Below are 18,768 nucleotides of genomic sequence, written 5' to 3'. Positions count from 1 at the left end.
CATACTGTTTGGTATTTTAAATTTCAAAGTGACAAACTCACTAACTCTTAAACAATGGAGGTGGATTTTTTATGGCAAGAACCCGTGAATTTGATGAGGAAAAAGTTTTAGAGGCTGCCATGCAGTTATTTTGGGAGAAGGGCTATGAAGCTACTTCTTTAAGTGATCTCACTGCTAGAATGGGGATTCAACGTCCGAGTATTTATTCAACCTTTGGTGATAAGAAAGAACTATTCGAAACAGCACTTCGTAGGTATACGACATCTCGTGCAGCTGAAATAAGAGCTAGACTTCAAGGTCATTCTTCTGTAAAACAGGCATTTGCTAAATTTTTTGAAGAAGTGATTGCTGCTGAATATACGAAAGATCTTAGTAACGGCTGTTTTTGCATCAATACAATGGTTGAACTAGCTCCTCATGATGAGAGATTTGAAATCTTAACGAGAGAACATCAACTTTATTTAGCCGTCATTTTTCAGGAGACAATTGAACGAGGAATTCAATCGGGTGAGTTAGAGAAAGAAACGGATGCGAAGTCTTTAGCGCAGGCTCTAATTGTGGCGTTAATTGGATTAACAGTCATGATGAAATCTCAACCACAAAAATCATTTATTGACAATGCAATCGCAACAACTCTCACATTACTCAAATAAAATTTGTAAACTATTTATTTACGAAGAAAGTGAAATCGACGAAGCGATTTCACTTTTTTCACTTCTTCTTGAGACTATTTATCTCCCAGCCCAAATATAAAAAACTTTAACAAAAAGTTTGTTTCGGATTCATTGAAACTAAAGGGATTAAATTTATGAAATTAACTCAAATAAATGAACAAACCTCCAAATCCATACACAGATTTGAAGGTTTGAAGCTTTATCCCATATTACAAGCAGTAAGAGTGAAAACAACCAGTTTGATGTGAGAGATAAACTGCTTGCATAAGCCCGATACGTAAAGACTAACCTTTGGGGATGAAGAAGACCCCGCTGATTAAATTTTCACTTTATCGTTACAATTGTTTTCGCTGAGCGGATAAAAATACTTCCTGTGCTGCCCGCACACCTGCACCTAGCTCAAAGTCATATTCAAAGTCTTGCAGTGCAGCTTCCATTAAAGAAATAGCCTGTAAAATATCACTTGGGAAACAATAGCCCATATGACCGAATCTAAAAATTTTGCCCTGCAAATGACCAAGTCCTCCAGCGAAATCTAAATGATATTGCTGCTTTAAATGCGACAAGAAGTCTCCAAGTGCTATTCCTTTTGGTGCCATAATTGCTGTAATGGTCGGAGAAGCATGCTCATCAGTAGTGAGAAGTTCAATATTAAGGGCGTTCATTGCGTGACGAACCATGTTTTTTATTAGTTCATGGCGAGCAATTGTATGTTCAATGCCTCCTTCTTCCTCTATAAGCTTACATACCTCGTGGAGTCCATTTATTAGTGTGACAGTAGGCGTATTTGGAGTCATTCCTTTTTCTGCCCAGCTACGATAGCTCAATAAGTTTAAATAAAAGGATGGTGTTTTATTTTCTTCAATAACTTTCCAAGCTCTTTCGCTTACACTGACTAAGGAAAGTCCAGGAGGTAGCATCATGGCTTTTTGAGAGCCCGTAACAAGAATATCGATGCCCCAAGCATCCATTTCAGCAGGAGCCCCACCTATGCAACTAACACCATCGACAATACATAATGCATCCGTTTCTTCACGAACAACTTCTGCTAATTCAGCAATTGGGTTTATGATCCCAGTCGAAGTTTCATTATATGTGATAAAAACAGCTTTAATATCTTGTAACGGCTGCAAAAATTCTCGTAGCTCTTTAGCTGTGCAAGCTTGTCCCCATTCTTTTTCAAGCTTATGTACATGAAAGCCATATTTCTCACAAATTGAAACGAAATAGTCTCCGAAAGCTCCGACAGTGATTACAACAACATTTTCACCTGCAGAAACAGTGTTAATCGCTGCAGCTTCTAAAGCAGCCGTACCACCTGATGGAAGGAGTAAAATATCCTGTTTTGTCCCGAAGACAGGTTTTACTAATTCAATGGTTTCGCGGTAAAGCTCCACAAATTCATTGCTTCGATGACTGATAATATCACGATTCATCGCAAGCTGAACCTTTTTTGGGATAGGAGTAGGCCCAGGATGTCTTAAAATATTTTCATACACTATCATCAAACCCCTTTGCATTAAATTTTGTAGATTCTAAATATTCTAATTAAAGTATAGCATACTTTTTGATAGCTAACTTCCTTTTCAAACATACGGTGGTAATTGATAAGGGAAATAGTTGAAGGATGTAAAAACATAATTGGTAAAATTGGTATAATAGTTTTGGGAATTATTGTTTTTTATGGAGTGAAAAATAATGAGATAGGGGGATTTATGTTGCTAATTATTTTCTTTGTATTAATAGTTTTAAGCTTTTACCTCATGGACAAAAATTATCGAAAAAGTGTCTATTATAAACTGACAAAAAATAATTTCTTTGCAGTTAAATTCAATAAAGGGAGAAATGGTGAATACTTAACATCGAGAATTATTGAGAAGCATGCCTTACAAAGCCATAGGCAGTTATTAAATGTATATGTTCCAAAGAGAAATTCAGATGAATTAACGGAAATTGACCTTCTATTTATTGATCGAACGGGACTATATGTGATTGAGTCCAAAAACTATAGTGGTTGGATTTTTGGCAATGAAACACAACAGCAATGGACACAAACAATGCCGAATAAGAAAAAATATAAATTTTTCAATCCAATCCGTCAAAATGCTACGCATATACGTGCAATTCAAGATTTCCTAGAACTTCCTATAGAAGCAATTCATTCAGTCATTGTCTTTAGTGAGCGCTGTACTTTGAAAAAAGTGGCGGTAACTTCCCAAAATGTACATATTATAAAACGAGAGAATTTAAGGCGTTTTATCCAAACGCAAAAGCAAACTGCAAGACAACTTTTCTCTCAAGACGATATTCAAGCGATTTACAATAAGCTTGTGCCTCAAATGCAAGTATCCGATGAAGTCAAAAAACAACATATTCAAATGATTCAGCAGAAATATGGTGAAAAATAAGATGTTACAAGGGAGACAGGGGACATGCCAATATACAATAAATTAGTACGTGATTTAATTCCACAAGTAATTGAAGCGAGGGGTAAAACATGTAACATAAGAATTTTAGAGCAGAGTGAACATTTAGAAGAAATAAAAGTGAAAATGCAAGAAGAAGCATTAGAATTTCAAAAGGCAGCCTCTCCAAAAGAAGCCATTGAGGAACTTGCGGATATTTTAGAACTAGTACATACAGCTATACAAATGTACGATGTTTCCTACAAACAATTAGAACAAATACGTACTCGGAAGAAGAGGCGACGCGGAGGGTTTTCGAAAGGTATATATTTAATTGAAGTAAAGGATGAAGAGGGAAGCTAAAATTATAATGATATACATTTACATAGGATACTGAAGAACATTACTATGATCGGTCTATAATTTTATTTATAGGGGTGATGGAATGAAAAAAATAATTTTATCCATTTTGATTGTTACTCTTTTGAGTGGATGTAACGGTTTTCCAAACGGTACTGTTAGTCAGCCTGGAGGCAAAGTTATTGTGAATGGAGAACAATATACAATGATTTCAAGTAATTTCGAATGGGATGAAGGCGATGTAAAAATAACAGAAATGCGTTCTCGTAATCTAAATGAATTAGCTGATGATTTTGAAACAATAGATGTCGAAAAAAAGGAGATATTAAATTTTGAAATTGAAAAAAACCCTTCTTTTATTACAATAACTAAACAGAATGAAGATGGTACAATTGATAATGTTGAAATGAATGATTATAAAATAACAATTCCATCTAAAGAAGGACATTATATTTATGAACTTAAGGTAACATGGGATAAAGGAAAAGAGACTTTTGTTTTTGATGTTAATGTAAAATAAAAACTATAACTACAATGGTAGGATCGAGGATTCCAAAATTCAAAAGTTAAAACGTGAGATAAGGTCTTCCCTAAAAATCAGGAGATTCCATAGTAAAATTAAGTTCAAAACCTCTTAAACCCTCTTAAACCCTTTTAAAGGTTTAAAGAGGTTTTTGTACTTGCATATGTATTTATGCAACGAAAGGTTTATTCATTTTCATTAAGCCGTAAATATAATAAAATAGTCCGAATGTAATGAATGATAAAATGATATAAAGTATAGCTTTGCCAGTTTCACCAGTCCAACGATAGAAGAGGCGATACGTGAAATACAAAGTAAAGCCCAAAAGACCTAATGAAGCAATAATACCTATAAGCGGGATAAATGAAACTAGTATTAATCCTACGTAAATAAGAGCATTCTTTTTCGCTGCACCACGAACAGTTGCGTTATCTTCACCCTTTGCAGTTAATAAGAAAAGGCTATAAACGTTAATAATTGGAATCCATGCAATATAAGCTAGATCGCTAAAACCATTTATTTTTGATGCCTTATAATAAATGAGTGAACTAATAACATAGCTTACGATACTCAACATAAGGCCAATTAACATAATAATGATAAATATACCTCCGAGAGCCGCATCAAAATCATCGTAATAATAAGAATCGTACACAAGATAACCTCCTTTCTAAAAAATACTTTTTTATGATAACAGTGCTAAAGTAATAAATCTACAGTAAAAAATATCCGGAATTTAATGGTAATAACATATTCACATCATTTTCCTGAAGCTATTATTGATAATAATAATGTGTTTTTGTTATCGGATTATAAGGCAACCTTGAAATTAGTGATTGAACCAAAAAAAGGGGGTAATGACAAAGGATGGATTAACCTTGTCGTTACTTCCTAGTTCGGTAGTAATGTTGCTGCCGCTACGTTGGCACTACGCTTTCGCACAAAAGACATTTGTTGTTACTGCTACATTGGCACTACGCTTTAGCACAAAAGAATATCTGTTGTCCTAAAGCCTTCGGTGATGTTATTTTAATAATGAATGTTGTTCCTATCCTTTATTTTACAGTTGGAGAGAGTACATGTTATATTGCATGTAGCACGTGTAAAATAATAGGAGAAGGGGAGCATAGAAATTGAAAAAAGAAATTGGAATATTGATGTTGTTGAGTATTTTTACACTATCTGGATGCAGTTTAGATAAGTCAACAACAAGTACAGTAAAGGCTTCTGGTGAACAGGAAACAACGCAGTCAGAGCAACAGAATGATGCAAAATTAATTGAGGCTTCAGATGATAAAAAAGTTAAACTTTACGCACATAATGAAGAAAACAATGAAATAAAAAGCGTAGTTTTGGATATTGAGGGTAAACAAAAAAACTTTGACTGGGAAATCCCTAATACAGGAACTAAACCCCAGCTATTCTATACAGATCTTACAAATGATAATAAGGAAGAAGCCGTAGTTATAATCCAAACGGGACGAGGAACAGGATTAGATAACTATGATATTCATGTTATTAATGTTGAGGATTTATCAGAGATTAAAGTACAAAGTTATGAAGACATTGTTGCTAATGAAATTAAATCAAAAGTTGTTAAAAATGACGATGGTACATTAACGATTACAGCTACAGCGCAAGGAAAAGAATCTAAATTTGATTATGATTTTGATCCAGCGCCAAATCTAAATCAAGATGAGCTTGCATTCGGCGGTGTAGTTATTTATACATTGGAAAATCAAAAAATAAAGTTAAACATGCCTGGATCTGTAGGGGTATCTCCAGTATATGTAGGTGATTTCAATATCACATATAAATTCGATAGTGCCAAGAATGAATTCGTTGTTGATCAAATTGAAATGATGCCTACAAAATAATAAAAAGAAAAACTAACAATAATATAATGTGTGCTCTTTATAAAAGACATTACGCTTTAGGTAACTAAAAAAAGATGATGACTGTATCGTGTATCGTGCAGGCGTCATCTTTTTTATTGAGCGTTGAAGGAATTTTAATGGGGCAAAGACTAAATTGGGAATAAGGTTGTTGCCATTAGTACTTGAAGTATAGAAACCACAGAAAGTACACAAATTGAAGTAATAATTTGATTTTTTTAAGGAAGGCCATAGAAAAGTCCAGATTTCACGATCTAGTTTCTATACAAGTCCATTATTTCATGCGTTGTCACGTTTGATAATCCTATTATTTCAAGATATAGTTCTTATTACAGATACATTAAGGAGGAATACATATGGCAGAAATTAAATACGAAATTATTGAAACGATTGCGGTGTTATCGGAGGGTAATAAAGGCTGGAAAAAAGAATTGAATTTAATTAGTTGGAATGATCGTGAACCGAAATACGATATTAGAGATTGGTCGGACGATCATACAAAGATGGGGAAGGGTGTTACGTTATCAATGCCCGAACTGCAGCTTTTGAAAGAGTCATTAGCTAAATTGCCAGAATAACAAAGGCCATTCCTACATGTATATTAGGCACAAATTTAGTCGGGATTCGGCTCATGAAGCGGCAAATGTAGAGTATAGTCTTTTATCAGACTAACGATACAAGTTAAAAAAACATGGATTTTCTGATGATTTTCCGTAGAATATATTTCATAAAATTGGTAGACTAGCAATAGCAACAATTCATAATGCAGGTGGCGGCTGAACTCCCTTTTGAAAGGGGGTGAGGCGGATGACAGTATTTGAAGCATTCAGTTTAATTGTACAGAGCAGTCTTTTACTAATTGCAGTACTTACACTGATGCTTAGCATTATTGTCTCTCAAAATAAAAAGAAATAGCCACCCTGCCGGCTAAGTAAGGTGGCTATTTCTATGAACTTTAACTTGGTCAGCCGTTATGTTTGCGGCATGATTGTTGCTTTTGGCTGGATGTGAACGCATCCAGTCTTTTTTATTCTATAGCCAGTGTATCATATTTATTCTAAAAAGAACATCTATAGTCTTAAATGAATTTTGCAATGTCATTTAACGCTAAACGAGAAGAGCCGTAAGCCGGTGTTGCTGCTTTTCCGATTGCGATTAAGACAATAGGCACTAGATTATCTGTTAATTCAAAGCGTTTCGCAAAAGCCTCTTTATTGAAGCCACCCATTGTAACCGTATCGTAGCCCATTTCTTTTGCTAAAAGCATGATTTGCATAGAAATTAGGCCAGCATCAAATGTAGCTATATTTTTTAGAACTTCTTTAGGAAGGTTTGAATAAAGCTTTAATGAATTTTCAATCATCATATTTTTCGTTGCTTCATCCATGTAGCCAAGCTCGAAGTTTTTTGTATAGACTTCCTCTACATTATTGTACATTTCAGTATCGCCTAATACCGCAATGATAGCAGACGCAGTTTCTACTTGCTCCTGGTTATTAGCAATCAAACGTAGTTCTTTTTTTACTGTTTCATTTTGGATGACTAAAAAGCGCCATGGTTGTAAATTGCTCGATGATGGAGCGGTAGTTGCCTCAACAAGTAATTCCTCTAATTCAGATTGTGAAATTTTAAAATTTGACTCATATTTACGAACAGATTTTCGATCGTGCATTACTTTATTTAAATAACTTTTAGTTGTAGTCATGTTAAAAAATCTCCTTTAATTTTGATGAGATTTTTACTATACGATATCCTTTTTAAAATTCCAAGTAAATTGCTCGAATTAGAGAGTTTTAAATTTATGTTTTTTTATTACTTAAATTTAAATGCTTCGAAGTGAATGCTTAAATCTTTATTGCAAGTTTTCAATTGCTTGACAAAATGTTTAAGCATTTTTTGGGGGCCACACATAAAAATACTCGTATGAACTGGCACTGAAAAATGTTCAAATGAAAGCCTATCCATTTGGGCAGTATCAATAAAGTTCACTCTAAATTGTTGATTAGTTTGAGCATACTCCTGTAAAAAATCTTTATAGATTGCGTTGTCTTCACCGTGATAAGTGTAAAATAACTCGATATTACGATCGACGGGCTGTGATTGCAAATAAGATAAAAATGGAGTAATGCCTATGCCACCTGCTATCCAAACTTGTTGCTGTGACGCATTTTCAAAATTTAAATGACCATATGGACCATCGAGGGTGACTGGTGTATTTAGTTGAACGGCATCATATACTTTTTTTGTGAAATCGCCAAGTACCTTCATAGAGATAATTACTTTTTTTCCATCGCCACCCGAAATAGAAAATGGATGAGGCGCCTTTTCTATGCCATCTTGCAAAATCTTGATAAAAATAAATTGTCCATGTCGATACGTTAATGTTTTATCAAGTGTGAGTTCCAATTCAATAACATTAGGTCCCAATTTTTTGATCCCCGTAATGTTGCCATTATATTTAAAAAACATATCCTGATACATCGTCAACATATATAATGCTGACATAAATCCAATAGTAGCCGTTATTACGGTAAAAATACCTAAAGGTGTAGGCTGTAATAAATCGTATCTGCTTGAAAAATAGGCATGATAAATTCCAAATGTATATGGGATAAGTAATAACCGATGAAAGATCCGCCAATGTTCATATTTTAGAAATTTAGCTAAAAGCGCAATTAAAATAAGCGCAATGAAGCCATATTGGCCAAGTGACCCAAGTTCTTTCGCAAATTCACTGAATGAAGTTCTTTCTACTTTATCGAAGCGGGGGACTAGACCTTGTAATTGCCCATGGATAATCACCAATAGTAGTGAAAATATTGCTAAATATTTATGATAAAAATAAACATTCTCTAGACCGTGGAACCAGCGCTCAAGAATTTTTATTCTTGTTGCTAAAAAGAAGACAAGAAAGAAGCCTGTAATGGCCATGCCTCCAATAATATGACTAAGCCTGTTAATAGCATGGATAGGTTCTAAAGGTGTAGCAAAATACCATAGGAAAGCACTACCACTCATGATTAGTATAATAAACAAAATTCCTTTGATAGATTTCATAAATAACCTCCAATACTCATTTTTATCTCTAATCCTCCTATATATACAATAAGAACCTGAAATGTTTCTGATTTTTTATGAGAGTTATTATTTCGGGTAAACTTTTTTAAAAAAAGGGATTGTTTGTTCGGAATATATGTTCCCTTTCGGGGTGAGGTGTGATAAATTAAGAAAGGTAAAAATATAGAGACATAAGGAGTGGAAGTAAATATGCAAGGGAATACACATATTATCGGAGGCATCACGGCAAGCCTTGCTTTTGCACAAATTTCTAATGATAATCCGCTTGTTTTAGTAGGAGCAGGCGTTATCGGTGCATTACTTCCAGATATTTGCCATGGCGGCAGTAAAATTGGGAGGAAGCTTCCCATCATTTCAAAGATTGTCAATACTATGTTTGGACATCGTTCCTTTACACATAGTTTGCTTTTTTTATTTCTAGTTGGGATGCTACTACATACATTTATTCCTTACAAAGCCATTTCACTAGGTATTTTATTAGGAATGGCCAGTCATATACTTCTTGATATGGGGACGAAGAAGGGTGTTAAGCTGTTCTTCCCAGTATCCATTTCAGTGCGTCTACCCATTACTACAAAAACGGGTAGTAAAGCTGAAAAGGTAGTGTTTATGTTGTTAACAATACTTTCAGTCTTTTTTAGCTATGAAATTATGATTAAGCTTATACAGACAGTATAAAAGATGCCCTAGTACGAAATTTTTTTCGTACTAGGGCTCTTTTTTAAAGAAGCTGGTTTTAGTCGGCCTGTACTTCTTCAACTGTTTGTTCTACTTCTGCTCGTGTCATTTTTTCACGACCATCTTGCATCGCCTTCAATGTTTTATGAGCTAAGGCAAGCGGTAATCGACAGAATAATAATACTGTTCGTTTATTAATATCTTTCATATATAGATCCGCTTTCGCAAGATTTTCCTCCGCGTATGCAAATAAATCATCGCGTGTCCAGCCATCAGGAACGAAACTTACGCCGCGCTCATCCAGATCTTCGTGCTGATTGCGTAAAATATTGACTGCTTGGAGACCTCGACCATAGCCAATTGCTAAATCGCGATCTGTTTGAATGTCTGCACCCCACGCCCAAAGTTCAGACAGCATTGTCCCAACAAGCCCAGCAACGTAGTATGTATAATCATCTAAATCCTCTCGCGTATGAACCTGCCAGTTTGCCTTTGCCCATTTTGCCATCCCGAATGCCATTTCACTCGTTGAAGCTTGAACAATTTTACGTGAGCCTTCAGGACAAAATATTAGCCAATCTGCTAAACGAAGAGATACTTCAGGTAGCTGATCTGCATATGGCGCTAATAATGCTTCATAAGCTTCGGCATTAAATGTATCTTTTAATAATTCACTTGTTGCAGTTAGTAAATCAAATTTTACATCATTTGAAAGTTCTTCATGATCCTCAATCTCATCTATAGCGCGCATTGCTAAATAAGCGGCTGCCACAGACAATTTTAAATCATTCTTTAAAAAAGTAATTGGTATATAAAAAGTGCGACTAGTTTCCTTTAAAACTTGCATCGCTTCTTTGTAAAGTTTCTTTTGCTCTTTCACTTGTATTCCTCCGTTCAAATGGTAACGCATCTATAGTATATCGTATCGTAAAAGTGAAGAAAGATAAAACAGATTGTTCAATTTATATTTAACTATTTTCAAATGGGATAGAAAGGATGGATAACAAAGTTGCGAATAGTATAGGTTGGGCGACAAAGGTGGCAGTGGCACTGGAGAAAATGTTTAAGTTGGCGACAAAAATTACCTAGTGAATGATGAGGATATCTGGCTCGTTAATTGCAAGAATTCCTATAGAAGTGAAAATGTATTAGCGTATTTTCGCTTCTTTTGTTTTTTTAATAGAATAATGTTAAAGTTATAAAAATGCGGCGAAAATCGCGTAAATAATAGTATAAATTTGATGTTTTTCGTGTTTTTTTCATGAAAGTTTGCTAAGTTATTGCACAATTATTTCAACAGCGTTAAAGTTTAGGAAGGACAAATATGCAGCTTCATCTTTCGAGAAATTGCGGCTGCCGTTTCGCTTCCGCACAGAAAACATTTGTTGCTGTTGTTTGCTTTCGGTACTTAAAAACAATACATCGGATTTTGGTACAATAACTCCTTGCAAAATCCGTGACATTTGTGGAGACATGAACGTTATTCAACTGGCATCTACAAGCCTCTTGAATAAAAGCAAAATCTAGTATATATCTCACCATCTGAAATAGAGATTGTACGTAAAGTCAAAGGAGAATGGTATGCCAAAGGCTATAGGTATTGATGCAGGAGGAACATTGACAAAAGTTGCTTATTTAGATGAGCATAACGAGCTTGTTTTAACAACTTTCCCGTCAAATGATTTGCTCGCTGTGAAGAATTGGATTATTAATCATCCAGATATTGAGGATATTGGAGTTACGGGAGGGCGTACGGAACAATTACTTGATGTCATTAAAACAATGAAATCGATTCATTATATAGTAGAATTTGAAGCCACTTTGAAGGGCGTTCGATTTTTGTTGCATAAAGAGGGCTACTTATTCGAGCGAAGTATGATTACGAATATTGGTACTGGTACTTCAATTCATTATATGGAAGATAATACGCATGTCCGTGTTGGTGGGACAGGCGTTGGTGGTGGAACATTGATTGGATTGTCAGCGCTTACAACGGGAATCACGGATTATAATGAAATAAGAAATCTGGCCTCTATGGGAAATCGTGAAAGTATTGATTTACTTGTAAAGGATATTTACCAAGGGATGGACACACCTATTGATGGGCATTTGACAGCTAGTAATTTTGGTAAAGTTGGTATTACCGAGTCAGTCAAACATCCAACAGAAGATATTATTGCAACTGTACAAGGTCTTGTTGGTGAAGTTATTACTACCCTTAGTATTCAATATGCTGAAGAGAAAAATGCTCAGCATATCGTTTATATCGGTTCAACTTTAAGTAATAATGATCATCTTGCACGTGTTATTGCCAATTACACAAGAACGAAAAAACATACACCAATCTTTATAAATGACCACGGTTTTTCTGGCGCAGTCGGTGCATTATTAAATATAACTGAATATACGATTGTCTAAATACAATGTGCATTACTAATTAATATTGGTGATGTACATTTTTTTTTGGCAATGCCTGCAGTAATCCCCAAAGCATAAATCGTTCTATCCTGAGCACATTACAATTAGGAGGTGAACATCCGTGGGCAATAGAAATACGAATAAAAACAACAAAAATAACAATAAAACAATGAACATTAGAACGCATAATCCTTTTGATACCTACAAAAAAATAGACCTCGATCAATCAAATAGTAATAACAATAACCCGAATGACAATTTAAATGAAGAATTCTCTGCAGAATTCGATGCGAAGGCCAAAAATAAAGATAATAAAACGAACCATAAGAAAAATCAACAGTCCAACAAAAACAAATAGTGGAGGCTAAAAAAATGGCAAAGAAGGGTAAAACAAGCTTCAAAAAGAAAAAGAAAGAAGATACACATAAAAGAAATGATCGTGAAGAATATTCAGCCGAATTTAATCAAGTAATTCATAACAATCCTCAGCAGCCAAAACAATCCAGCAAAAGATAATAAAAACTGCTCCTTAAGTAAATTGAAAAAATACTTAGGGAGCACTTATTTTATGCTGTTTTGGCGACTTTATCCCAAAAAAATATGAGAGGTTGATTCACTTGCGAAAATTTTTTGTAATGCTAGGATTCTCTCTTGTATTGTTTGCCGTATCGACCTACCTCCCAACAAGTGTCTATGCTCAGCAAGAAATACCAGCCCATGCTCAATGGGGAAAAGTAGCGATAAAAGAAACGCAGGCAAAATATCCTCAAGCTAAAATCCTCGATTATTTGCATGAGGGAAGCGAGGTTAAAGGAGACACCACGATTGAGAAATTTAAGCTTTGGATAAAACTAAGTGACAAGGAATTCGGTGTACAAGTTCGAATCAAATATGTAACCAATACAAATAAATTAGTAAAAGTTGAATTCCAAGAAATCACTTCATAAAATAAGAGGATGCCTAACTTCAGGCATCCTCATTCTATTAGTTTTCTAGCTTATGAATAAATTCTCGCATTAATCCAGGTAAATCTGGCCATGCATGACCACTAATCAAATTGCCGTCTGTATGAAGATTAGCATCGATATACGTTCCTCCTGCTACTTGAACCTCTGGCTTGCAGGCAATATAAGCAGTTAGCTCACGTCCTTGCAGAACTTTTGGAATGGTCGCGAAAATTTGTGCTGCGTGACATACAGCGGCGATTGGTTTATTTGCTTCAAAGAAATGGGTCACTAGTGCTGGAACATGCTCATTTAAACGAATGTATTCCGGCGCTCGTCCACCAGGAATGATGAGTCCGTCAAATTGTGTTGGGTCTACTTCGGCAAAGGATGAGTGCGCTTCTATGCCATATGCTGTACGCTCAATGTAAGTATCAACTCCATCGACAAAATCGTGCGATACAGTTTGTAACTTCTTTGCGGATGGTGCTGCAATCGTTACATCATAGCCAGCCTCAAGACAACGATAATAAGGATAAAAAATTTCTAAAGCTTCAACTGCGTCTCCTGCAAGTATTAATACCTTTTTCCCCATGTTTCCATCTCCTTTTATTGTAATCTAGTAGCTAAATTCGACACTTTCAAATAAATAGTATAGAAAAGCTAGAAGAAGTAGTGTAATCGCTGTTAATTGTGTGAGAATCCGCGCCAGTCGACTCTGGAACATTGCCACTAAATACACTACATAAACAGCTTGCTTTACAACGAAAAAAATGAGGCGTATAGTATTTATTTAGCTAGGTAAATAAATGCGGGAGGTCACAATCATGAATCCTTTATTTCATGCGTTATTCCAAAAAAGTCGTTATATAACGAATTGTTTAAATGAAGTACTGAAACAGCATAATTTGTATAGCTCACAATGGACTATTTTATATTGTTTACATAATCACGGATCAATGACATTAACACAAATATGGAAGTATTTGAACGTTGAAGCGCCGAGTATTACAAGAGCAATAACTCGACTTGAGGATTTAGGCTGGGTGCTAAGAATAGATGGTGAAGATAAACGAGAAAAAATTGTTACCTTATCTCCATATGCAGAGGAACATTTGCCTGTTATTACTAAAACCATTTTAGCATTTGAGGAAGAAATGGTAGGGGCATTGACTGTAGAGGAACAGCAGCAATTTATGATTTTATTGGAAAAAATGAAAGGTTGATAGATATGCAGCAAGAGGGTAATACAAAAATATGGACGAAGCGATTTATTAGTCTCTTTTTCACAAATATCTCGGTATTTTTTGTTTTTTATGGATTAGTAACGACTTTGCCGCTTTATGCGATTGGTGAGTTGCACCAGACTGACAAGGAAGCGGGATTGTTACTGTCAGGATTTTTATTATCGGCTATAATCGTTCGTCCCTTTTCTGGTAAGTTATTAGATGTATTTGGGAAGAAAAAACTTTTAGTTATTTCAATTATCGGCTATTTTTTATGTACAGTTTTATATTTATTTATACATCCTTTTGGACTTTTACTAGGATTACGTTTTTTTCAAGGGATCTTCTTTAGTATTATTACAACGGCAGCTGGCTCATTAGCAGCGGATATTGTGCCAGCCAATCGGAAAGGTGCAGGTCTAGGATATTTTACAATGTCTACTAACCTAGCTGTAGTTATAGGGCCATTTATCGGTTTACTACTTATTCAATATAGCAGCTTTAATGTACTATTTATTGTTATGAGTATTTGCATATTAGTAGGGGGCATCCTAGCTGTAACGATGAAAACGGATGATTTACCTAAGCCTAAACACCAAGGTAAATTGACATTTAAATTTAATGATTTATTTGAACGTCATGCACTTCCGGTAGCGGCTATTGCTAGTTTAGTAGCTTTTTCATATGCGAGTGTTTTATCGTTTTTATCAGTGTACGCACAGCAAAAAGATTTAATGGATGTTGCGAGTCTGTTTTATGCGGTTTTTGCAGCGGCAATGCTTATAACAAGGCCATATACAGGTAAGCTTTATGATACAAAAGGGCCGCAATTTGTTATACTGCCGGGTATACTATTTTTTGCAATCGGACTTGTTATGCTTGCATTTGTCGCAGGGCCGGTATTGTTTTTATGTGCAGCCATCTTTGTTGGAATTGGCTACGGAGCGGTGAATACAAGCTTACAAGCATTAGCGGTACAGTCTGCATCACATACACGTAGTGGTTATGCAACCGCAACGTACTTTACGATGTTTGACTTGGGCATTGCACTCGGCTCTTATATTTTAGGAATGGTGGCCGTGCAAGCTGGCTATGGCTCTGTTTATCTAATTGGAGCAGGCATACTAGTCGTTGTCTTTATCATTTATTTAGCGCGTTTAACTTCTTTCCGCGGGCAAACATCCGCTTAAAACAGGAACTCAGTCTAAGAACGCCACGTCCTGTGGCAACGACTGAGTGATCAACGTCTTGCTGACGCTGCGCTTTCGCGCAAACAAAACCCTCTGGTCGCAATTATGCCGAGGCATAATTAAAAAATTGAAAAAAGTAGCGCATGTATAAGTGCAAAATAAAACAGTTGGGATATCCCAACTGTTTTTCTTTGCACTATAAACGACCATATCCAGCAAAATGTTTTTTCCAGTAAGTGCTCTTGATGTTAGCGACAGAAACACCACCGTCACTGGCGCTAATCATTTGGTTATTTCCAATATAAATGCCTACATGTGAGATACCAGCTTTATACGTATTAGAGAAAAATACTAAATCACCTACTTGGGGTGAGCTTACTTTTTTAGCTGTACTAAAAAAACCTGCTGCTGACTTACGAGCAGTCGAAATGCCAGCGTTATTAAAAACGTATGTAACATAGCCTGAGCAATCAAAGCCTGTACTCGGTTTACTTCCACCAAATGTGTATCTTACGCCTAATTGTTTTTTAGCAATTTGTACAATGCTAGCTGATGGTTTAGGTGTAGATATTGGTTTTGGTTTAACTGTTGATGTTGATGTAGTATTGAGATTTAACTTTTGTCCAACGCGAATGGTTGAAGAAGATAAGTTATTCCATTTCATTAAAGTTTGATAAGAAACACCGTACTGATTAGCAATCTTCCATAAAGAATCACCAGATTTTACTGTATAAGTTGCCGCCGATGCTGTGTCAATTGTTGAAAAAAGTACAGATGAACTTAAAACCAATGTAGCTAATTTCATCCTCCATCTATACTTTTTATTCTTTTTCATAATATGTATCCTCCTGAAAAAATAAAAATTTAATACATAAATGATACTAACATTGTAATATTACAATAGTATGTCAATAAAATAACATTAAAGATACAAATTTTACTAATAATAATTAGGAAATCATCCACTTTATGGCTCATTATCTAAAGTCAGGGATGATACAAGGTAAACGTATATCATATGGAAGGAGATTTACATTTATAGGAAGGTGGTTTTATAGAAGATTGTATTTGAAGATGATAAAAATGAAAAATTGGGGGATATTAAGTATCTAAATAAAGTGAATGTAGATAAAGGGAGAGACCGGCTCTTGGTTTAAGACAAGGGACAGTCCCCGAAGTTTAATTTTTTTCTTTTTGAATTGCTTTACGTGCAAGTGCATCGGCAGCTTTATTTTGCGTATCTGGAACCCATTTAATAAAAAATAAATCGAAGTTACTTACAAGTGTAAGTGCCTGCTCAAGATAAGGTTTAAATTCCTCATTTTTCACATATTCTTTTTCCATAGAGGCTACAACAATTTTTGAATCAGAGCGCACTGATACTAGGTTTGAACTAAGCTTGAGTGCTTCCTCAAGTCCACGTACTAATGCAGTAAACTCGGCAATGTGGTTATTGGTCTGTCCTATATACTCACTTATTTGTATATGGTGGCCCTCTCCTTTAATAAATATTCCAATACCACTGGGGCCAGGGTTTCCTGCACTAGCTGCATCAATATAAACTTCTAACATAAAATCCCCACTTTTTGATTTAGATTTTACATTAATTGTACATCAATAGTGCTTTTTCACAATATTTTAGTTGATAATCAATAATTCCGGCGTTATGAAAATGGTGGGGGATTTCTGTAACTGTCGCTTCACTTACGTTACAAAAAACATCTGTAACTGTCGCAGCGCATACGGTACAGAATTTAATTGTTGCTGTCGCTACGCTTTCGCACAGAAAATAATTGTTGCTGTCGCTACGCTTTCGCACAGAAAATAATTGCTGAAAGAAGTTAAATATGGATAAACAAAATAGTTGCTTGTTCAAAATGTTCACTTCATAATAGTAAGAAGCGAAATTTGGACGTGAAAGGAGCGAGAGTTCAAATTGGATAAAGTGACGGTTATGAAAGATATTGATGAATTACATGATATGTATTGTGCTGATTGCTTAGTGATCAAGCAATTACGAAAAGAGCGTGGTAAATCTGGAGCTCATCGCTTTTGTATTGAAGCCTGCACAATAGGAGAGCGACTACAATTTCTTGGAGAAGAGCTCATGAAGGTATATAGTAAATAATGTTTTCACATATTGCAGAAATGCCTTTGAAGTAATCATAGGACTAAATGGACTATGTTTAAATAAAGTAAAGCTTAATGAAAAAATTTTTTTACTCAATTTGTTCGAAAAAAATGGTGATGGTTGGTTACCGTAAAATAAGCTACTTTGTTATTGGTTCACTACCGATAACAAATGTAGCTTTTTCTATGGTAACAAAAATGCGCCACACACTCTAAAATCTGTTTAGAGCGTGTAGCGCAATATCATTTTAAGTATTATTTAGTTTCAGCATAGGTACTTAAGTCTTGGTAGTATTTTGTGAGAGAGGAAGCTGAAATATCGAACGTCGCTGCAATTTCTTTTACTGTCATTGATAGCGGCTCGAACAGCTCTTTTTCTTGACCATATCGAATCGCGCCAGCAGCGATCGCAGCCTCTTTGCGCGCAGATGGTTGTCCTTCAATTAAGTAGTCTTCTAAAAGCTCTAACATAGGAGCTGTTTCACGATCATTTTGCTCAAGGAAATCTTTCACTTGTGTGATTACATTGCTCTCGAAATTCGTGAATTCCTCGCCTTTATAACCGTTTGACACAAGTAACTCCCAGAAGGATAAATGCTCTTCTTTTAAGAATGCGCCAATCTTCTTCTCAGAAGCCTCGAAATTTTTATTAAATTGCTCAAACACCTTCGCGTGATCTTCCGGGAAGAAGATCAGTGTTGAAACAGCTAAATAATGCTCTGATTTTTTTGTACCATCCGGTAAGATGAATGCAAAGACATGCATACCTTCAGGGATTGGTTTATCATTTTCACGACGAATATAAATTTCTTCATTTGATAACACATGTGTAGCCTTGAAATATTTTTCTTCTACAACAGACACAGAACCAATAAATAGACGAGGTTGTGACCAGCCTTCTAACACTTTTACTGTTGAAGGTCTTACCGCTTTTTTCTTTGTTTTCTTTAAGTAACCTTTCCAAATAGATGGCTCTTGATGGAAAAAGAAGTCGTCTAACGCGATCGCTTCAATTAGCTCTCTTTGCAGTACGCTTTCTAATTTAGGCTGCCATGTACCTACATGCTCGATGTAAGCACGAACATCTTTGCGTTCTGGATATTCTAAGTAAAATGTTTGTAGTACACGTTCTAATTCTTCGATTGCTACAGTTTCTACTGTAACCTGCTGTTTGCCTTCACAACATTTTTTGTATTTTTTGCCGCTACCGCAAGGGCATGGATCATTACGTTTTACCATAATTAGAA

Annotated in this window: 25 protein-coding genes; 15 read left to right on the top strand and 10 right to left on the bottom strand. The window is 35.4% G+C overall.

The window, feature by feature from the left end:
- Positions 1–71 precede the first annotated feature (71 nt).
- The gene (locus tag ABNX05_RS05595; RefSeq protein ID WP_349658822.1) at positions 72–653 is read left to right on the top strand and encodes a TetR/AcrR family transcriptional regulator; all 582 of its coding nucleotides are present in this window, start codon (positions 72–74) and stop codon (positions 651–653) included.
- 356 nt (positions 654–1,009) lie between these two features.
- Here ABNX05_RS05595 and ABNX05_RS05590 read toward each other — a convergent pair whose 3' ends face one another.
- The gene (locus ABNX05_RS05590; RefSeq protein WP_349658821.1) at positions 1,010–2,173 is read right to left on the bottom strand and encodes a pyridoxal-phosphate-dependent aminotransferase family protein; all 1,164 of its coding nucleotides are present in this window, start codon (positions 2,171–2,173) and stop codon (positions 1,010–1,012) included.
- 105 nt (positions 2,174–2,278) lie between these two features.
- On the opposite strand from ABNX05_RS05590, the gene ABNX05_RS05585 reads away from it, so the two are divergent.
- The 3 genes from ABNX05_RS05585 (at position 2,279) to ABNX05_RS05575 (ending at position 3,959) form a co-directional block, all read left to right on the top strand.
- Complete coding sequence (locus ABNX05_RS05585; RefSeq protein ID WP_349658820.1) at positions 2,279–3,082, top strand: NERD domain-containing protein; 804 nt, start codon at positions 2,279–2,281, stop codon at positions 3,080–3,082.
- A gap of 24 nt (positions 3,083–3,106) precedes the next feature.
- Positions 3,107–3,442 (top strand): pyrophosphohydrolase domain-containing protein, encoded by a 336-nt coding sequence (locus ABNX05_RS05580; RefSeq protein WP_349658819.1) that lies wholly within the window; start codon positions 3,107–3,109, stop codon positions 3,440–3,442.
- A gap of 82 nt (positions 3,443–3,524) precedes the next feature.
- Positions 3,525–3,959 (top strand): lipoprotein, encoded by a 435-nt coding sequence (locus tag ABNX05_RS05575; RefSeq protein WP_349658818.1) that lies wholly within the window; start codon positions 3,525–3,527, stop codon positions 3,957–3,959.
- A 172-nt stretch (positions 3,960–4,131) separates the two neighbouring features.
- Here the strand turns inward: ABNX05_RS05575 and ABNX05_RS05570 are convergent, their stop codons facing one another.
- Positions 4,132–4,617 (bottom strand): hypothetical protein, encoded by a 486-nt coding sequence (locus ABNX05_RS05570; RefSeq protein WP_349658817.1) that lies wholly within the window; start codon positions 4,615–4,617, stop codon positions 4,132–4,134.
- Positions 4,618–5,095: 478 nt separating this feature from the next.
- On the opposite strand from ABNX05_RS05570, the gene ABNX05_RS05565 reads away from it, so the two are divergent.
- The 3 genes from ABNX05_RS05565 to ABNX05_RS05555 all read left to right on the top strand — a co-directional run bounded on the left by ABNX05_RS05565 (position 5,096) and on the right by ABNX05_RS05555 (position 6,772).
- Complete coding sequence (locus tag ABNX05_RS05565) at positions 5,096–5,839, top strand: hypothetical protein (protein WP_349658816.1); 744 nt, start codon at positions 5,096–5,098, stop codon at positions 5,837–5,839.
- A 374-nt stretch (positions 5,840–6,213) separates the two neighbouring features.
- Complete coding sequence (locus ABNX05_RS05560) at positions 6,214–6,435, top strand: YdbC family protein (RefSeq protein WP_349658815.1); 222 nt, start codon at positions 6,214–6,216, stop codon at positions 6,433–6,435.
- A 229-nt stretch (positions 6,436–6,664) separates the two neighbouring features.
- Positions 6,665–6,772, top strand: coding sequence for a putative holin-like toxin (locus ABNX05_RS05555; RefSeq protein ID WP_240518187.1), 108 nt, complete (start codon positions 6,665–6,667; stop codon positions 6,770–6,772).
- Between the two features lie 163 nt (positions 6,773–6,935).
- On the opposite strand, the gene ABNX05_RS05550 is transcribed toward ABNX05_RS05555, so the two are convergent.
- Positions 6,936–7,562 (bottom strand): nitroreductase family protein, encoded by a 627-nt coding sequence (locus ABNX05_RS05550; protein ID WP_349658814.1) that lies wholly within the window; start codon positions 7,560–7,562, stop codon positions 6,936–6,938.
- Between the two features lie 107 nt (positions 7,563–7,669).
- Positions 7,670–8,914 carry a ferredoxin reductase family protein gene (locus ABNX05_RS05545; RefSeq protein ID WP_349658813.1) on the bottom strand — a complete coding sequence of 415 codons (1,245 nt, stop codon included), beginning with the start codon at positions 8,912–8,914 and terminating at the stop codon, positions 7,670–7,672.
- 210 nt (positions 8,915–9,124) lie between these two features.
- Between ABNX05_RS05545 and ABNX05_RS05540 the strand changes: the two genes are divergently transcribed.
- Entirely contained in the window at positions 9,125–9,613 is a 489-nt protein-coding gene (locus tag ABNX05_RS05540; protein WP_349658812.1) for a metal-dependent hydrolase, read from the top strand.
- A 58-nt stretch (positions 9,614–9,671) separates the two neighbouring features.
- On the opposite strand, the gene ABNX05_RS05535 is transcribed toward ABNX05_RS05540, so the two are convergent.
- The gene (locus tag ABNX05_RS05535; protein WP_349658811.1) at positions 9,672–10,493 is read right to left on the bottom strand and encodes a squalene/phytoene synthase family protein; all 822 of its coding nucleotides are present in this window, start codon (positions 10,491–10,493) and stop codon (positions 9,672–9,674) included.
- Positions 10,494–10,890: 397 nt separating this feature from the next.
- On the bottom strand, positions 10,891–11,088 hold the full coding sequence (locus tag ABNX05_RS05530) for a hypothetical protein (protein WP_349658810.1): 198 nt from the start codon (positions 11,086–11,088) through the stop codon (positions 10,891–10,893).
- A 106-nt stretch (positions 11,089–11,194) separates the two neighbouring features.
- Here ABNX05_RS05530 and coaW point away from each other — a divergent pair, with 106 nt between their 5' ends.
- From coaW to ABNX05_RS05510, 4 genes are all read left to right on the top strand, one after another.
- Positions 11,195–12,031 (top strand): type II pantothenate kinase, encoded by an 837-nt coding sequence (gene coaW, locus ABNX05_RS05525; protein WP_349658809.1) that lies wholly within the window; start codon positions 11,195–11,197, stop codon positions 12,029–12,031.
- Positions 12,032–12,152: 121 nt separating this feature from the next.
- Positions 12,153–12,389: a hypothetical protein gene (locus ABNX05_RS05520; RefSeq protein ID WP_386827991.1), complete on the top strand. Its 237-nt coding sequence runs from the start codon at positions 12,153–12,155 to the stop codon at positions 12,387–12,389.
- A gap of 14 nt (positions 12,390–12,403) precedes the next feature.
- Positions 12,404–12,547: a hypothetical protein gene (locus tag ABNX05_RS05515; protein WP_170938888.1), complete on the top strand. Its 144-nt coding sequence runs from the start codon at positions 12,404–12,406 to the stop codon at positions 12,545–12,547.
- 101 nt (positions 12,548–12,648) lie between these two features.
- Entirely contained in the window at positions 12,649–12,978 is a 330-nt protein-coding gene (locus ABNX05_RS05510; RefSeq protein WP_349658808.1) for a DUF3889 domain-containing protein, read from the top strand.
- A 37-nt stretch (positions 12,979–13,015) separates the two neighbouring features.
- Here the strand turns inward: ABNX05_RS05510 and ABNX05_RS05505 are convergent, their stop codons facing one another.
- Positions 13,016–13,570, bottom strand: coding sequence for a DJ-1/PfpI family protein (locus tag ABNX05_RS05505; protein WP_349658807.1), 555 nt, complete (start codon positions 13,568–13,570; stop codon positions 13,016–13,018).
- Between the two features lie 232 nt (positions 13,571–13,802).
- On the opposite strand from ABNX05_RS05505, the gene ABNX05_RS05500 reads away from it, so the two are divergent.
- Positions 13,803–14,201 carry a MarR family winged helix-turn-helix transcriptional regulator gene (locus ABNX05_RS05500; protein ID WP_349658806.1) on the top strand — a complete coding sequence of 133 codons (399 nt, stop codon included), beginning with the start codon at positions 13,803–13,805 and terminating at the stop codon, positions 14,199–14,201.
- Positions 14,202–14,206: 5 nt separating this feature from the next.
- Positions 14,207–15,391: an MFS transporter gene (locus ABNX05_RS05495; protein WP_349658805.1), complete on the top strand. Its 1,185-nt coding sequence runs from the start codon at positions 14,207–14,209 to the stop codon at positions 15,389–15,391.
- A 196-nt stretch (positions 15,392–15,587) separates the two neighbouring features.
- Here the strand turns inward: ABNX05_RS05495 and ABNX05_RS05490 are convergent, their stop codons facing one another.
- Both ABNX05_RS05490 and ABNX05_RS05485 read right to left on the bottom strand, forming a co-directional pair.
- Positions 15,588–16,226: an NlpC/P60 family protein gene (locus ABNX05_RS05490; RefSeq protein WP_349658804.1), complete on the bottom strand. Its 639-nt coding sequence runs from the start codon at positions 16,224–16,226 to the stop codon at positions 15,588–15,590.
- 344 nt (positions 16,227–16,570) lie between these two features.
- Positions 16,571–16,963, bottom strand: coding sequence for a ribonuclease HI family protein (locus tag ABNX05_RS05485; RefSeq protein ID WP_197144124.1), 393 nt, complete (start codon positions 16,961–16,963; stop codon positions 16,571–16,573).
- Between the two features lie 364 nt (positions 16,964–17,327).
- Between ABNX05_RS05485 and ABNX05_RS05480 the strand changes: the two genes are divergently transcribed.
- Entirely contained in the window at positions 17,328–17,519 is a 192-nt protein-coding gene (locus tag ABNX05_RS05480) for a zinc-finger domain-containing protein (protein ID WP_197144123.1), read from the top strand.
- 257 nt (positions 17,520–17,776) lie between these two features.
- On the opposite strand, the gene ABNX05_RS05475 is transcribed toward ABNX05_RS05480, so the two are convergent.
- Positions 17,777–18,760: an SEC-C domain-containing protein gene (locus ABNX05_RS05475; RefSeq protein ID WP_349658803.1), complete on the bottom strand. Its 984-nt coding sequence runs from the start codon at positions 18,758–18,760 to the stop codon at positions 17,777–17,779.
- Positions 18,761–18,768 lie beyond the last annotated feature (8 nt).

This window comes from Lysinibacillus zambalensis (genome assembly GCF_040183165.1).
In the GTDB taxonomy this organism is placed as follows: Bacteria; Bacillota; Bacilli; order Bacillales_A; family Planococcaceae; genus Lysinibacillus; species Lysinibacillus zambalensis.
Note: the sequence above shows the minus strand (reverse complement) of the source record. Positions and strands in the feature narration are given on the sequence as shown.

What these genes read in the sequence shown, in the direction of transcription:
- ABNX05_RS05595 (WP_349658822.1), top strand. Translation starts at nt 72, where the DNA reads ATGGCAAGAACCCGTGAATTTGATGAGGAAAAAGTTTTAGAGGCTGCC.
- ABNX05_RS05580 (WP_349658819.1), top strand. Translation starts at nt 3,107, where the DNA reads ATGCCAATATACAATAAATTAGTACGTGATTTAATTCCACAAGTAATT.
- ABNX05_RS05575 (WP_349658818.1), top strand. Translation starts at nt 3,525, where the DNA reads ATGAAAAAAATAATTTTATCCATTTTGATTGTTACTCTTTTGAGTGGA.
- ABNX05_RS05560 (WP_349658815.1), top strand. Translation starts at nt 6,214, where the DNA reads ATGGCAGAAATTAAATACGAAATTATTGAAACGATTGCGGTGTTATCG.
- ABNX05_RS05555 (WP_240518187.1), top strand. Translation starts at nt 6,665, where the DNA reads ATGACAGTATTTGAAGCATTCAGTTTAATTGTACAGAGCAGTCTTTTA.
- ABNX05_RS05550 (WP_349658814.1), bottom strand. Translation starts at nt 7,562, where the DNA reads ATGACTACAACTAAAAGTTATTTAAATAAAGTAATGCACGATCGAAAA.
- ABNX05_RS05545 (WP_349658813.1), bottom strand. Translation starts at nt 8,914, where the DNA reads ATGAAATCTATCAAAGGAATTTTGTTTATTATACTAATCATGAGTGGT.
- ABNX05_RS05540 (WP_349658812.1), top strand. Translation starts at nt 9,125, where the DNA reads ATGCAAGGGAATACACATATTATCGGAGGCATCACGGCAAGCCTTGCT.
- ABNX05_RS05530 (WP_349658810.1), bottom strand. Translation starts at nt 11,088, where the DNA reads ATGTCTCCACAAATGTCACGGATTTTGCAAGGAGTTATTGTACCAAAA.
- coaW (WP_349658809.1), top strand. Translation starts at nt 11,195, where the DNA reads ATGCCAAAGGCTATAGGTATTGATGCAGGAGGAACATTGACAAAAGTT.
- ABNX05_RS05515 (WP_170938888.1), top strand. Translation starts at nt 12,404, where the DNA reads ATGGCAAAGAAGGGTAAAACAAGCTTCAAAAAGAAAAAGAAAGAAGAT.
- ABNX05_RS05505 (WP_349658807.1), bottom strand. Translation starts at nt 13,570, where the DNA reads ATGGGGAAAAAGGTATTAATACTTGCAGGAGACGCAGTTGAAGCTTTA.
- ABNX05_RS05500 (WP_349658806.1), top strand. Translation starts at nt 13,803, where the DNA reads ATGAATCCTTTATTTCATGCGTTATTCCAAAAAAGTCGTTATATAACG.
- ABNX05_RS05495 (WP_349658805.1), top strand. Translation starts at nt 14,207, where the DNA reads ATGCAGCAAGAGGGTAATACAAAAATATGGACGAAGCGATTTATTAGT.
- ABNX05_RS05490 (WP_349658804.1), bottom strand. Translation starts at nt 16,226, where the DNA reads ATGAAAAAGAATAAAAAGTATAGATGGAGGATGAAATTAGCTACATTG.
- ABNX05_RS05485 (WP_197144124.1), bottom strand. Translation starts at nt 16,963, where the DNA reads ATGTTAGAAGTTTATATTGATGCAGCTAGTGCAGGAAACCCTGGCCCC.
- ABNX05_RS05475 (WP_349658803.1), bottom strand. Translation starts at nt 18,760, where the DNA reads ATGGTAAAACGTAATGATCCATGCCCTTGCGGTAGCGGCAAAAAATAC.